The sequence below is a fragment of the Methylocystis rosea SV97 genome, from assembly GCF_000372845.1.
GTDB lineage: Bacteria > Pseudomonadota > Alphaproteobacteria > Rhizobiales > Beijerinckiaceae > Methylocystis > Methylocystis rosea.
Genome location: NZ_KB889963.1, coordinates 2,140,919 through 2,153,760, shown reverse-complemented (window position 1 = coordinate 2,153,760; position 12,842 = coordinate 2,140,919). Strand labels below are relative to the sequence as shown.

Genomic DNA, 12,842 nt, shown 5'->3' with positions numbered 1-12,842 from the left:
GAACCCTTCCGCGCGGCTCTAAATCGTCTGGTTGTAGGCGCCGACCTCTGGATTTTCGCGCAGCACGCCGTCGATCGCCGTAAACATCTCCTTCATGCGCGACTGTGAGACGGGGCTTTCGACCACGACGACGAGCTCCGGCTTGTTGGACGATGCGCGCACGAGGCCCCAGGTGCCGTCGGCGACCGTGACGCGCACGCCGTTGATGGTGACGACGTCGCGAATCGGCTGGCCGATGATCTGCTCGCCCTGCGCCCGCATCGCCTCGATGCGCGCCGTCACTTTGTCGATGACGCCGTATTTCTTTTCGTCGTCGCAATGCGGCGACATCGTCGGCGAGCCCCAGGTCTTCGGCAGCTCGGCGTAGAGCTCGGCCATCGACTTCGTTGGATTGCGATCGAGCATTTCGAGGACATGCACGGCGGTGAGCAGGCCGTCGTCATAGCCGCGTCCGATCGGCTCGTTGAAAAAGAAGTGCCCCGACTTTTCAAATCCGGCGAGCGCCTTGCGCTCGCTGACGCGGCGCTTGATGTAGGAATGTCCGGTCTTCCAATATTCCGTGACAACGCCGCGCGCGACGAGTTCCGGATCCGTCGCGAAAAGCCCGGTCGACTTCACGTCGACCACGAATGACGCATTCGGATGGACCTTGGAGAGATCGCGCGCGAGCATAACGCCGATCTTGTCGGCGAAGATCTCCTCGCCATTATTGTCGACAACGCCGCAGCGATCCCCGTCGCCGTCAAAGCCGAGGCCGACGCAAGCGCCGGTCTCGCGCACCTTGTCGGCGATGGCGTGCAGCATGTCCATATCTTCGGGATTGGGGTTGTAGCGCGGGAACGTGTAGTCCGGCGAGACGTCAAGCGGGATCACGTCGCAGCCAAGGCGCTCCAGCATTCGCGGCGCGAAGGCGCCGGCGGTGCCATTGCCGCAGGCGGCGACGACCTTCATCTTGCGGGTGAAGGGCGGCCGGCGAGTAAGATCGTCAATGTAGCGCGCGCCGAAATTTTCGATGTAGCGATAGGAGCCGCCTTCCGCCTCGTGAAATTCGCCGGCGAGAACGATCTCCTTCAGGCGTCCCATCTCCTCCGGCCCGAAGGTCACAGGCCGCCGCGCGCCCATCTTCACGCCCGTCCAGCCGTTGTCGTTATGCGAGGCCGTCACCATCGCCACCGCGGCGACATCGAGATCGAATTGCGCGAAATAGGCCATCGGCGACAGCGCGAGCCCGATGTCGCGCACGCGCACACCGGCGGCCATCAGGCCGCTCACAAGCGCCAATTTTATCGATGAAGAATAGCTGCGATAATCATGGCCGACGACGATTTCAGGCGCGACGCCCAATTCGCGCAGCAGCGCGCCAAGGCCCATGCCGAGCGCCTGCACGCCCATCAAATTGAGGTCGGCGCCAAACAGCCAGCGCGCGTCATATTCGCGAAAGCCTGTCGATTTGATGAGCGGCGCCTCTTCATATTCGAATGTATTCGGGCGCAGATTCGGGACGGGCTTGGGAAACATCAACGATCCTTCACGTGTGTCTTAAACCCTGGCATAGGCGAAATCGCATAAACCGCCAACTTTCCTCTCGCAAAAAAGTCAGTCGATCACAACTTGCCGAACGGGCAAAACGCTCGTAGCATTTGCGGTTACGGCGATTGATTTTTCTTTATTTTGAGGCGCTCGTTATGTCCAAGAAAATCGTTCTTCTCGCCGATGGCACGGGAAATGGGCTGCTCGTCCAAGTTTCCAATATTTGCCGACTTTGGCAAGCGCTCGACACCTCCACGAATGGTCAAATTGTCCTCTACATCCCGGGCGTGGGAACCCAGGGCTTCAAGCCGATCGCCATGCTCGACGGCGCGACGGGATTGGGCGTGCCGTCGAACGTGCGCAAGCTTTATCGTTTCTTGTGCGCCAACTGGGAGTTTGACGATGAAATCTACATGTTCGGCTTCAGTCGCGGCGCCTTTACGATCCGCACGCTGATCGATCTCATCAGGATCGAAGGGCTGTTGCCGAACGACGTCACGCGCGTTGAAATGCACCGCCTTTCGATGGCCGCATGGCGCTCCTATCGCAAACATGACGCACGCTGGGATTGGTCGAAGCCGTGGAAAATTTCGCCAACCTTTCCCATTTTCCGCGCGATCCGCGACGTGCTCCTGTTTGTCTGGCGCCGCGCTTGGGGACATCGCAGCTACGCGAGCGTTAAGGCGACAAGGCCCGGCGAGCGGAGCGGCGAGCAGGTCAAAATCAAATTTGTCGGCCTGTTCGATACTGTCGAAGCATATGGCGTTCCGGTCGAGGAGCTGCGCGCCGCGATCAACTGGGTCTGGCCCATTTCCTTTGGCGGCAACCACCGAGTTTCGGAGAAAGTCGAATGCATTCGCCATGCGCTTTCGCTGGACGATGAGCGAACGACTTTTCATCCAATTCGCATCGATCAAAAGTCCAACGCCCAATGTCCAGACCGCATCAAGGAATTTTGGTTCGCCGGGGTCCATTCGGATGTTGGCGGCGGCTATCCCGACTCGTCGCAGGCCCTTGTGCCATTTGTCTGGATTTTGGATGAGGCCGTTAAGGCGGGCCTTGTCTTGCGGAACGGAGAGATCGAAGAATTTCGCGCTCATTCCTCGCCATTTGGACCGGTGCATGATTCAAGAGCGGGAATGGCTGTTCTCTATCGCTACCATCCGCGCGTGATCGCGCAGAGCGATGAAGAGGGCAATTCCTACGGTCCCACGCTCGTGCATCATTCGGTGATCGAGCGAATTGTCCACGGTTCTGACAATTACGCGCCCATTTCCCTGCCCGACGATATCCAGATATCGCTGCCCGACGGATCCGAATTCGAGGACACGCTCAACGCTCGTTTCCGACAAATCGCCGGAGGGGATGACGCGATCTCTTCATCGAGCGCGGCGTTGAACACACATCGCATGCGGCGCGCATGCGATGCGATCGAAAATCTGCAGAAGCCGAACCGAACCGACATTGATCTGGCGCTCGACCTCGTTTGGCTGCGCCGCGTGAATTACTTCGCGACGATCACTCTGCTGGCGCTGTTGGTTCTGCTGCCCTGGCTGGGAGATTATATCGAGCGCTGTTTAAGATGGCTTGCGTCATTGATCGGCTCGTCGCGCGTAAACTCGGAAGTCGACGCCATCGGCGGCGGCGCGGCGAATTTCTTCCGCGGAATTGTTGATTCGCTGCAAGCCGTGACCCCCAGCTATGTGGCGCCCTATTGGCAATCATTGCGTTCCCATCCGTTGATCGCCGGCCTGCTTATCGCCCTATCAGCGATGCTGTTGTGGGGAGGCGCAAATCTGGGCGTGAAAATCAACGATCATGCTCGGCGCGCCTGGAGATCAAGATCCATCGCAGCCGGGCAAGGGGCTGGGCCGCGACCGGGCCCTCTCATGATGGTCGCGAGGAAGATGCGTCTCAGTCCGGCCGCCGCCGCGATTCATCGCGTCGCTTCCCGATATCTGCTGCCAATCATCTGGGGCGTCGCTTTGGCGATCGCCGTGCTGCCGCCGTTGGCTGGCTTGGTCAGCCGCTGGATATTTGATTATCAAGTCGGCGCCGGCAAAGTCTGCTACGGAACCGACAATCGGGAAAAATGGCCCGCCCAGTCGCCCCTAAGGGCGAAAACGCCGCAGCTCCTTAGCGTCGGCGCGAACGAAACCCTGTCGAAGCGAGGCTGGTCGCGGGGCCGAGAGGAGGAAAACGGCTTCAGGACAAGCGACCCCTGCTGGGCGAGCGGCTTCCAGGTGGAGCGCGGCGTGGCATATCGTTTGTTCATAAACATCGATACGGCCGCGGGCGACCAGCCCTGGTTCGATCAGCTGATAATGACCGACGTTGGGGGCTTCGAGAGCGACAGCTTCGTTCGAAAATTCTTCTTGGCCTGGTTCCTGAGATGGCCCTCGGCGGGCTGGTTCCAACCAGTCGCCCGGATCGGCGAGCAAGGCGACGCTGAGTGGCCACTCGCGTCGCTCGACAAGAGCGGGCCGATCGCAATGAACGGCGACAAGTGCACGCAGCTTCCCATCCGTTACGATCAGACGTCTGAACGGCAAGCGTTTTGCTATACCGCAAATGCCCCAAAGACATGCGCACAGGATCGACTGGACCTTCCCTGGGACGCCCAATTGCCAAAGGACGAGCAAGAGGCCGCCAACGCCGCCTGGGAGCGTAGAGTTTTCCATTCGGGAGAGAATGGCGCCGCCTGCATGTCAGCCTATCCCCGCAAGACCTTCGTTTCCGACTTCGTCGCGTCAAAATCGGGAGAGCTTTTCCTTTTCGTCAACGACGCCGTCGGATTTCCATTTAGCCGCCAGCCACAAACTCCATATCGAAACAATTTGGGAACCGCGACAATCACATTGCAGCGCGTGTCGCCCCCGCCAGACGCCGCCCCAGAGTGAGAGATTCAGTGATGCGAGATCCATTGATTTCGGCGTCGCGGACCTGCCAAAGGTTGCGCGATCATCGCCCCGCCAAAAGCTTGACTGGCGCTTTTCCCGTCCGACAAAGTCAATCGCAGTTCAACTATCCGCAGGGCTCACGAGCCCCGCGGCTTGGCGCGTGTGGTCGGCTGCGCAGCCGCCGGATCGTCCGGCCAGAGATGGCGCGGGTAGCGCCCTCTCATTTCCTTCTTCACCTCGCTCCAGGAGCCTTTCCAAAAGCTCGGAAGATCGCGCGTCGTCTGGATCGGCCGATGCGCCGGCGACAGCAGTTCCAGCGTTAAGGGCGCGCGGCCGCGCGCAAGAGTCGGATGAGTTGAAAGGCCGTAAAGCTCCTGCACCCGCACCGCGAGGATCGGTCCGTTCTCGGTGGAATAATCGAGCGCGTGACGCGCGCCGGCGGGCGTCTCGAAATGAGCCGGCGCTTCCGCATCAAGCCTGCGCGACAACTCATAGGGGAGAAGCTGAGCGAGCGCGGCCTCGAGGTCGTCGGTCGCAATATCCGCGAGCGACGTGCGCCCCTCAATGAACGGCGCAAGCCACTCTTCGGCGCTTGCGGCCAGAGCGGCGTCGGAAAGATCAGGCCACTCGTCGCCCTCGGCGCGACGCAGAAAGGCGACCCGGTCGCGTCGTTGCATCTGTGACTTCGTCCATGGCAGGCGCGCGACGCCAAGCACGGCCACGCCGCGCGCAAGGATCCGCGCATTCTGATCAGACGGCTCGACCGCCAGATTGCGCTCGGAAAGCCGAATCGCCCCGAGACGCCGGAAGGCACGCCGCCGCAGGCTCGCGCTCGCCGGGTCAAAAACGGTTTCATCGCGAGTCTCGATGCGCTCGCCGGCGATCGCCTCGACCTCCTCGGCGGTGAGCGCGCAAGCGGCAAGGATGCGCGCCTGCGCCGCCCGGCCGGTGATTTCCGCGATGGCGAGAAAAGACGCGCGCGACAGCGGATCTTCAACCGGCAACATAGCGGCGCGACCATTCGCCATCAGGAACTCGCCGCGCGCGCCGCGTGATTTGGCGACGCGATCGGGAAAGGCGAGCGCGATCAGCGCGGCGTCGGATAACTGCCCCCTCCCTGTCGCTCCCCCGCTCCGCGGGAGAGGGGATGCTAACGATCGGCGATTCGCGACGGGAAGCGCCGGATCTGATCCCTCTCCCGCGTAAGCGGGTGATTGGAGTGGGGGCGATCGAGCAGCCGCCGCCATCGCCTGCCGCGCCCATTGTGCAGCGAGGCGCAGGGCGTCGCGCGCGCGTTTGGCGTTTTCGCTCCGCACGCGCTCGAGCCGATGCGAAAGGTCGGCGTCCGAGCCGCCGATCCCGCGCTCCGAGAGCAGCATGGCGAGTTCGGCGGCGCGCTTCGCCTCGCCGTGACCCGCCGCCTCGACCACCATTCGCGCCAATCTGGGCGCAAGCGGCAGCGCCCGCATGGCGCGGCCCATGTCGGTAAGCCGACCGTCGTCGAGCGCGCCGAGTTCGCGGTCGAGCGCAACGGCTTCCTTCCAGGCGGGCGCCGGCGGCGGATCGAGCCATTTGAGTCGCCCCGGATCGCTCACCCCCCAGGCCGCGAGATCAAGGGCAAGGCCGGAGAGATCGGCGTCGAGAATTTCGGGCGCGGCGAAGGCCGGGAGCGCCGCCGTCTGCGGCTCGTCCCACAGGCGATAGCAGACGCCAGGCTCGGTTCGGCCGGCGCGGCCGCGGCGCTGATCGACGCTGGCGCGCGCGGCGCGCACGGTCTCGAGCCGCGACAATCCGAGATCCGGCTCGAAGCGCTGCACACGCGCCAGCCCGCTGTCGATCACGATGCGGACGCCTTCGATCGTCAGCGAGGTTTCTGCGATCGACGTGGCCAGCACGATTTTTCGGCGTCCAGGCCGCGCCGGCGCGATGGCCAAGTCCTGATCGCCACGATCGAGCGCGCCATAGAGCGGTGCGACGTCGATGTCGTCCGGCAGGCGCGACTCGGCGAGGCGTGAGGCGACGCGCGCGATCTCCCCCTGCCCCGGCAGAAACGCGAGGATCGAACCTCGCTCCTCGCGTAGCGCCAGAAGGATCGCGCGCGTCATCGCCTCGTCGATGCGCGCACCAGCGTCGCGGCCGAGATAACGCGTCTCGACGCCAAATGCGCGCCCCTGGCTCTCGATCGTCTTGGCGCCCATCAGCGCAGCGACGCGCGCGCCGTCGAGCGTCGCCGACATGGCGATGAGCCGCAGATCCTCCCGCAGTCCTGCCTGGGCGTCGAGCGCCAGCGCGAGGCCGAGATCCGCGTCGAGCGAGCGTTCGTGATATTCGTCGAACAGCACGCCGGCCACGCCCTCGAGCCCCGCATCGTCGAGGATCATCCGCGCAAACACACCCTCGGTGACGACCTCGATGCGCGTTCGCCCCGAGATTTTCGATTCGAGGCGCATCCGCAGGCCGATCGTTTCGCCAACGGTCTCGCCAAGCGTCGCCGCCATGCGGCTCGCCGCCGCGCGGGCGGCGAGACGTCGCGGCTCCAACAGAATGAGCTTGCCGCCCTTCGCCCAGTCGGCGCCGAGCAGCGCGAGCGGCGCGCGCGTGGTTTTGCCGGCGCCGGGCGGGGCGACGACGACAAGGTTGCACGACGCCTCAAGCGCCGCGCGGATCGCCGGCAGCACATCGTCGATCGGCAGCGCAGAAAGATCATGCAGCATCGGAGGCGCGCGCTTCAAAAGTTCCAAATTCCGTAGCGCGACGCACATTGCGGACGCCGCTCAAAGGGTCAAGACGCCGCGCCGCGCCGGACCGGCAATAAAAAAGCCCCTCCCTTGCGGGAGGGGCAAAAGATTGCAGCCCAATGCTGAACTTACGCGGCCTGCTGAATCGCCGAGAGCTTCCACTCCTGCGGCCCGGCGCCCGCCGGTCGGCGGAAAGTCCAGGCCTCGGACGTCTCCGTCGGCCCGGGCGAACCGGGCGCTGGCTTGCCGGTGGCGCGATCCTCGATCACGTCATTGAGCGCGAAGCGCATGGCGACGGTGGCGTATTCGTCGACGCCTTCGCGCCACGCCTCCGACAAGTCGCCTTGCAGCAGCTTCACGTCAGAGACGCGGTTGATGACGCCCTTGCGGCGGTTCTCCTCCAATTCGTCGTCGAAATAGGAGGCCATTTCCGGCGTCGACATGCCGCGCAGCGCGCCAAGATCCTCGCGGCTATAGGCGGCCTGCGATTCGCCGAGCAGCCGTTCGAAGGCGTTGAAGTCCTCGGGCGCAATCTTGATCGGCTTCGCCATCGCCGCTTCCGGAGAAGCGCCGGAGCCGAAGCCCGCCGCGCCGAAAGGCGCGCGCGCCGTGAAGGGCGAGGCAAAGCCCGGGCTCGGACGGTGACCCGCCCCAGCCATGGCGTTCGCATTGCGACGCGTCCACCAATTGAAAGCCATGCGGGCCAGGAAGACAATCAGCCCGATCTGCAACAGCAGGCCGATGATCGACATGAACCCCATCATGCCGCCGAAGAGGCCATGGCCCGTCAACAGGCCGAAGAGGCCGGCGCCGAGCAGGCCGCCGGCGAGACCGCCGAGCATGCCGCGACCGAAAGCGCCGCCAAAAGCGCCTTGCTGCGATATCGGCCCGGCCGCGCCCGGGATAGAGCGCGGCGTGACGCTGCGCTCGAAGGGCGAGGCCTGGCCCGGCATGGTGCGGGTCGACGGCGGGGCCGACCAGCTGCGCGAGCCGCGGCTGCCAAAGCTGCCGCCGCCGCCCATACGCGCTTCGGCGATGGCGGGCGCGAGCGCCAGTAGCGTCGCAAGCGCAAGAGAAATCAGCGATCCACGCTTAAGGGCGAAGAAACGCGACATGTTTGTATCCTCGAAATTGCGGGGAAACAGTCTCCCCTAACCGCGCATATATAGGAACGCCGGGGGGTGCACGCAAAGGCTTGGCCGCAAGATCGTAGTCCGCATCTTGCGCAGCCATCCCATCACGCTAAACTAGTCAGTATGACTAGATTTTCAAAATCAACCCAAAAGGAGCCGACTTCACCGGGTCGGTGGGTCCTTCAAGACGCCAAGGCGCGCTTCAGCGAACTGGTGCGGCGCGTCCGCAGCGAAGGGCCTCAGCATGTGACTGTTCACGGACGCGACGCCGTGGTCGTCGTTTCGGCCGAGGAATTTCGTCGGCTCGAGGGAGAGCGCACGGGGGACTCGTTGATCGCCGCGATGCAGGCGTCGCCCGCGCGCGACATCGACATTGAGCCCAAACGGGAAGCGATGCCCGTGCGCGGGATCGAATTGTGAGCGGATGGCTGCTCGACACCAATGTGCTTTCGGAACTGCGTCGTCCGAGGCCCAATGCAAAGGTCGTCGCATTCGTAGCGGCGCAGCCGCTCGATCGGCTCTATGTCAGCGCGGTCACTTTTGCGGAGATCCGCTTTGGAATTGAGCTTATCGCCGACCCTTCGAGACGGGCCGAATTGCACGACTGGCTCACGCTCAAGGTGCGGCCGCTGTTTACACAAAGGACGCTGCCGGTTAGCGAGGATGTCATGTTGAAATGGCGCCTGCTCGTCGAAGAAGGGCGCAAGACGCGATATACTTTCTCCCAGCCGGACCTCATCATCGCCGCCACAGCTCTTCTCCACGGCTTGACGGTCGTGACGCGAGATACTGGCGATTTCGAGAAAGCGCGCGCGCCGGTTATCAATCCGTGGCAATGAACGCGGACGCCCTTTGGTTGGAATGGAGCGCGGGGACTATGGAGTGAGCGTCGCAACCTTCGGCCAAACAAGAGATTAAACCCTCAACATGCGTCAATATCTCGACCTTCTGGATAAGGTCCTGCGCGAAGGCGTGCGCAAGGACGATCGCACCGGCGTCGGAACGCTGTCGCTGTTCGGCCATCAGATGCGTTTCGACCTGTCGCAAGGCTTCCCGCTGGTCACGACCAAGCGCGTGCATCTGAAATCGGTCATTCACGAACTGCTTTGGTTTTTGCAGGGCGACACCAACGTCAAATATCTGCGCGACAATGGCGTCACCATCTGGGACGAATGGGCGAATGAAGACGGCGACCTTGGTCCGATCTACGGCATGCAATGGCGGCGCTGGCCCGACGGCGACAGGGATATCGACCAGCTCGCCCATGTCGTCGAGGAGATCAAGCGCAATCCCTTCTCGCGCCGGCTGATCGTCTCCGCGTGGAATCCAGCCCAGGTCGACGAGATGGCGCTGCCGCCCTGCCACTGCCTGTTCCAGTTTCATGTCGCTGAGGTCGGCGGCGAAAAGCGGCTTTCCTGCCAGCTCTACCAGCGTTCGGCCGACGTCTTCCTCGGCGTGCCTTTCAACATCGCGAGCTATGCGCTGCTGACGCATATGGTCGCGCAGGTCACGGACTGTGTTCCGGGCGATTTTGTGCACAGCTTCGGCGACGTGCATCTCTATTTGAATCATGTCGAGCAGGCGCGGCTTCAGCTCTCACGCGAGCCAAAACCCCTGCCCCGCCTGAAACTCAATCCGTCGGTGCGCTCACTCTTCGACTTCAGATACGAAGACGTGAACGTCGAGAATTATGACTCCTGGCCGGCGATCGCCGCGCCGATCGCGGTGTAGGCGACGATGGAGCCCAAAATCGTCGCTGTCGTGGCGCGCGGTCGCAATGGCGTGATTGGCGTCGCCAACGGCCTCCCCTGGCGCCTTTCAAGCGATCTCAAGCGCTACAAGGCGCGCACCTGGGGCAAGCCGATGATCATGGGACGGCGCACCTTCGAATCGATTGGACGGCCGCTGCCGGGGCGCGAAAGCGTCGTGCTGACGCGCGATCCTCATTTCAGGGCCGAAGGCGCGCATGTCGCGGCGAGTCCCCAGGAGGCTCTGGCGACGGCGCGACGGCTGGCCGGTTTGCTCGGCGCCGACGAGATCATCATCGCGGGCGGCGAGGAAATCTATCGCGTCTTTCTCGACCTCACCGACGTCATCGAACTGACCGAGGTCGGGCTCGAAATCGCGGGCGACGCGCATTTTCCCCCGCTCGACCCCAAGGACTGGCGCGAGATCGCGCGCGAAGCGCCGCCGCGCGGCGCCAAGGACGAAGCGGACTTCGCTTTTGTCACGCTTGAGCGGGTCCGTCCCTAAAGCGCCCGAAACCAGTTGCGGCGCAATCCTGCTGTGGCTATAAACCGGCCCGAAGCGGCTTCGGCCATTTCTGTCGGAGTGTAGCGCAGCCTGGTAGCGCACCTCGTTCGGGACGAGGGGGTCGGAGGTTCGAATCCTCTCACTCCGACCAATGTTCCCAATGGCTTAGCAAGTTTGGTGTCTTCGGCGGCCACTGAAATGGCCACTGAAGCGAATGCCGGCTTGACCGCGCATGACGCATGTTCTTTTTTTGTTCCCATGTCGAGCGGACGCCGCATCCCCCAAAACACCGCCGAATATGCCCGCTGGCTCGCGGGAGAGATTTCGCGCCGATATCGGCCAACCTGGTTTGAACCGACACGGCGATGTTCCTCGCGATGGCGTTGGAGGGCTACGCAAGTTCGCTTGATCATCAGGCAACGCGGGCCCTAAACTTCACCGTGACGTCGATCGACGACGTTGGAGCGTCACGTGTGGTCGCTGCCGCGGATAATGTTGAGGTCGCATGGGCCGCGTACAGCGCCGCAATTCCCAAACAAACGCGCGGACGCCTGGTCCTTCATCAAAAGGCGCGCATAATTGCGCAGTATCCCGCGGTGCCTGCCTAGATTAATCTCCTGAAATTTGCACTCAAAGAGCGGCGGAATATATCGTTTAGCGTGCGATTCGCTGAGGGAAGCGGATGGCCAAGCGAGCAAATTAGCACGAGGGAAAATGCCAATACCGCAGCGCCCCAACATTCTTCCTGATCACGTTTATATCAAATTAGAAGCTCACTCTGCTCCAGAAGTCTTAACGACCGCTTTCCTAAACCAGTGCGAATCGCTGACACGCCTTGAGGACGTTGCTTCGGCTTTCGCTGATTTTAGTGCACGCAATCGCTTCTCAGGCCCGGTGATTGAGCTAACTGATGATGAGACATTGGGAAACGTTCGCTCCTTCAGGCGAACGGCAGAGCAGCTCCAAGCGCTAACGGGTCAGGACATTGAGGCCATCGAAGAGCGCCTAGACCACTTGTCTGGCAATGGAACAGCTCGGCAGCGAGAGGAGGCGCGCATCTGGTTCGAGAGTGAGGTAGTGTCCGAGCGACACAATCCTGACTGTCGATTGGGTCGCCCTCCGTCTTGGTTGTTCCGTCGGGATGAGGGTGGAACTGATCTTTTTGCATCGCCGGAGTGTTTGCCATGGAGACTTGGCCTCCCGTGGTTAACGATTTCCAAGATTCCCTGCATAGGCATCAGTTTTGGCGCTGCGGAGGCCGGAATAGTAGCTTACCGACCAACTGCTTTCGATTGCGATTTTGACTGGTTGGCGGACCTTTGGGAACCGCTGGGCGAGACAAAGCCATTGGAGTCACGACCAGACCCATGCAAAAATCAGGGAGGCTTGCGAGAGGTCGTGGTAGCTCCCCCTACCTTTGGAGACCTCCGGCTGCCAATAGTTATGTTTGAACCCGCCGAGTGAGTGCTATGAGTTATACCGAATTTAGAAACCGGCTTGTTGATGTCATAGCGGATCAGGGAACGAGTACCCTCGATCGATACGATTTTACGACTCTTGATTTACTGATAGGCGAGCTACGCCGACAAGGAGAGCCCGTTCTAGGCACTCTTGAAGAAGCCCTGCTGTCCATCGTGCCAGGGCTTGCACTAAGCGATCCGAATCCCTGGAGAGCGATCAGGGCTATCGCGAAGCAAACGGACCTACATTCGCCGCCGTTATCTGAGGCACTTGAAAAGCTGCTTGATGATACAACAATTGCATCAGATCCGATGGCCCGTTACTGGATTCTACGAACCATTGTGGATCTAGGAGGACTGTTAACGATCAAGAGCTTGAGTAAGGAAGAAGGCCTGAAAACACAAGCTCCAGGGTTGTGGTTAGATCTTGCAAGAGTCGCGCTCGTCGGCGCTCCCCGCGAACTCACGAGCTTATACATAGACGCCATTCAATACCACGGGCTTGCATGGAGTGAAGTAAGAAAGAGAATTCCGGATCTTATGAAAGCTCTCGGAAACGAGCACTTTGTGCTCGGGATGAAGAAAATTCTAGGCGCTATTCAGGCCGATGACGAAAGAAAATCTCTAGCGATCGCGATTGAAGCCTACTCGGGAGTGAATATTCGAAACGCGATGCACGAAGATAGCCCAAGAGCGCCGGAAGAGAGTTCCGAGGCGCGAAAAGTTGCGACTTTTAGGTTGGGCGGGCCCGTCCAACGTGCAATCTTAAAGCAAGCACAATTCCGACAGCAGAGGAATTGTTGTCCTGCTCAGATAGTGGCGTGATAA

Annotated in this window: 9 protein-coding genes and 1 tRNA gene; 7 read left to right on the top strand and 3 right to left on the bottom strand. The window is 61.7% G+C overall.

What is annotated here, in order from left to right; all coding sequences use genetic code 11:
* Window positions 1-18 precede the first annotated feature (18 nt).
* On the bottom strand, window positions 19-1,518 hold the full coding sequence (locus A3OO_RS0111300) for a phosphomannomutase/phosphoglucomutase (protein WP_026222900.1): 1,500 nt from the start codon (window positions 1,516-1,518) through the stop codon (window positions 19-21).
* Between the two features lie 167 nt (window positions 1,519-1,685).
* Here A3OO_RS0111300 and A3OO_RS0111295 point away from each other — a divergent pair, with 167 nt between their 5' ends.
* A complete protein-coding gene (locus A3OO_RS0111295) occupies window positions 1,686-4,430 on the top strand; it encodes a DUF2235 domain-containing protein (RefSeq protein WP_156824803.1) in 2,745 nt (914 codons plus the stop codon).
* A 137-nt stretch (window positions 4,431-4,567) separates the two neighbouring features.
* Here A3OO_RS0111295 and hrpB read toward each other — a convergent pair whose 3' ends face one another.
* Together hrpB and A3OO_RS0111285 are read right to left on the bottom strand one after the other, a co-directional pair.
* Window positions 4,568-7,144, bottom strand: coding sequence for an ATP-dependent helicase HrpB (gene hrpB, locus A3OO_RS0111290; protein WP_026222899.1), 2,577 nt, complete (start codon window positions 7,142-7,144; stop codon window positions 4,568-4,570).
* 152 nt (window positions 7,145-7,296) lie between these two features.
* Window positions 7,297-8,283 carry a Tim44 domain-containing protein gene (locus A3OO_RS0111285; RefSeq protein ID WP_018407954.1) on the bottom strand — a complete coding sequence of 329 codons (987 nt, stop codon included), beginning with the start codon at window positions 8,281-8,283 and terminating at the stop codon, window positions 7,297-7,299.
* A gap of 141 nt (window positions 8,284-8,424) precedes the next feature.
* Between A3OO_RS0111285 and A3OO_RS0111280 the strand changes: the two genes are divergently transcribed.
* The 6 genes from A3OO_RS0111280 (at window position 8,425) to A3OO_RS0111250 (ending at window position 12,839) form a co-directional block, all read left to right on the top strand.
* Window positions 8,425-8,721, top strand: a complete 297-nt coding sequence (locus A3OO_RS0111280) for a type II toxin-antitoxin system Phd/YefM family antitoxin (RefSeq protein ID WP_018407953.1) — start codon at window positions 8,425-8,427, stop codon at window positions 8,719-8,721.
* Window positions 8,718-9,140: a type II toxin-antitoxin system VapC family toxin gene (locus A3OO_RS0111275; protein ID WP_018407952.1), complete on the top strand. Its 423-nt coding sequence runs from the start codon at window positions 8,718-8,720 to the stop codon at window positions 9,138-9,140. Before A3OO_RS0111280 ends, A3OO_RS0111275 begins: the two co-directional genes overlap by 4 nt.
* A gap of 88 nt (window positions 9,141-9,228) precedes the next feature.
* Window positions 9,229-10,032 (top strand): thymidylate synthase, encoded by an 804-nt coding sequence (locus A3OO_RS0111270; RefSeq protein ID WP_018407951.1) that lies wholly within the window; start codon window positions 9,229-9,231, stop codon window positions 10,030-10,032.
* A gap of 6 nt (window positions 10,033-10,038) precedes the next feature.
* Window positions 10,039-10,554: a dihydrofolate reductase gene (locus A3OO_RS0111265; protein ID WP_018407950.1), complete on the top strand. Its 516-nt coding sequence runs from the start codon at window positions 10,039-10,041 to the stop codon at window positions 10,552-10,554.
* A 74-nt stretch (window positions 10,555-10,628) separates the two neighbouring features.
* Window positions 10,629-10,705 (top strand) — tRNA-Pro (locus A3OO_RS0111260).
* A 1,318-nt stretch (window positions 10,706-12,023) separates the two neighbouring features.
* On the top strand, window positions 12,024-12,839 hold the full coding sequence (locus A3OO_RS0111250; RefSeq protein WP_018407948.1) for a hypothetical protein: 816 nt from the start codon (window positions 12,024-12,026) through the stop codon (window positions 12,837-12,839).
* The last annotated feature ends 3 nt before the right edge of the window (window positions 12,840-12,842 follow it).

Coding starts and splice junctions, on each gene's coding strand:
- A3OO_RS0111300 (WP_026222900.1), bottom strand. CDS start 1,518: ATGTTTCCCAAGCCCGTCCCGAATCTGCGCCCGAATACATTCGAATAT.
- A3OO_RS0111295 (WP_156824803.1), top strand. CDS start 1,686: ATGTCCAAGAAAATCGTTCTTCTCGCCGATGGCACGGGAAATGGGCTG.
- hrpB (WP_026222899.1), bottom strand. CDS start 7,144: ATGCTGCATGATCTTTCTGCGCTGCCGATCGACGATGTGCTGCCGGCG.
- A3OO_RS0111285 (WP_018407954.1), bottom strand. CDS start 8,283: ATGTCGCGTTTCTTCGCCCTTAAGCGTGGATCGCTGATTTCTCTTGCG.
- A3OO_RS0111280 (WP_018407953.1), top strand. CDS start 8,425: ATGACTAGATTTTCAAAATCAACCCAAAAGGAGCCGACTTCACCGGGT.
- A3OO_RS0111270 (WP_018407951.1), top strand. CDS start 9,229: ATGCGTCAATATCTCGACCTTCTGGATAAGGTCCTGCGCGAAGGCGTG.
- A3OO_RS0111265 (WP_018407950.1), top strand. CDS start 10,039: ATGGAGCCCAAAATCGTCGCTGTCGTGGCGCGCGGTCGCAATGGCGTG.
- A3OO_RS0111250 (WP_018407948.1), top strand. CDS start 12,024: ATGAGTTATACCGAATTTAGAAACCGGCTTGTTGATGTCATAGCGGAT.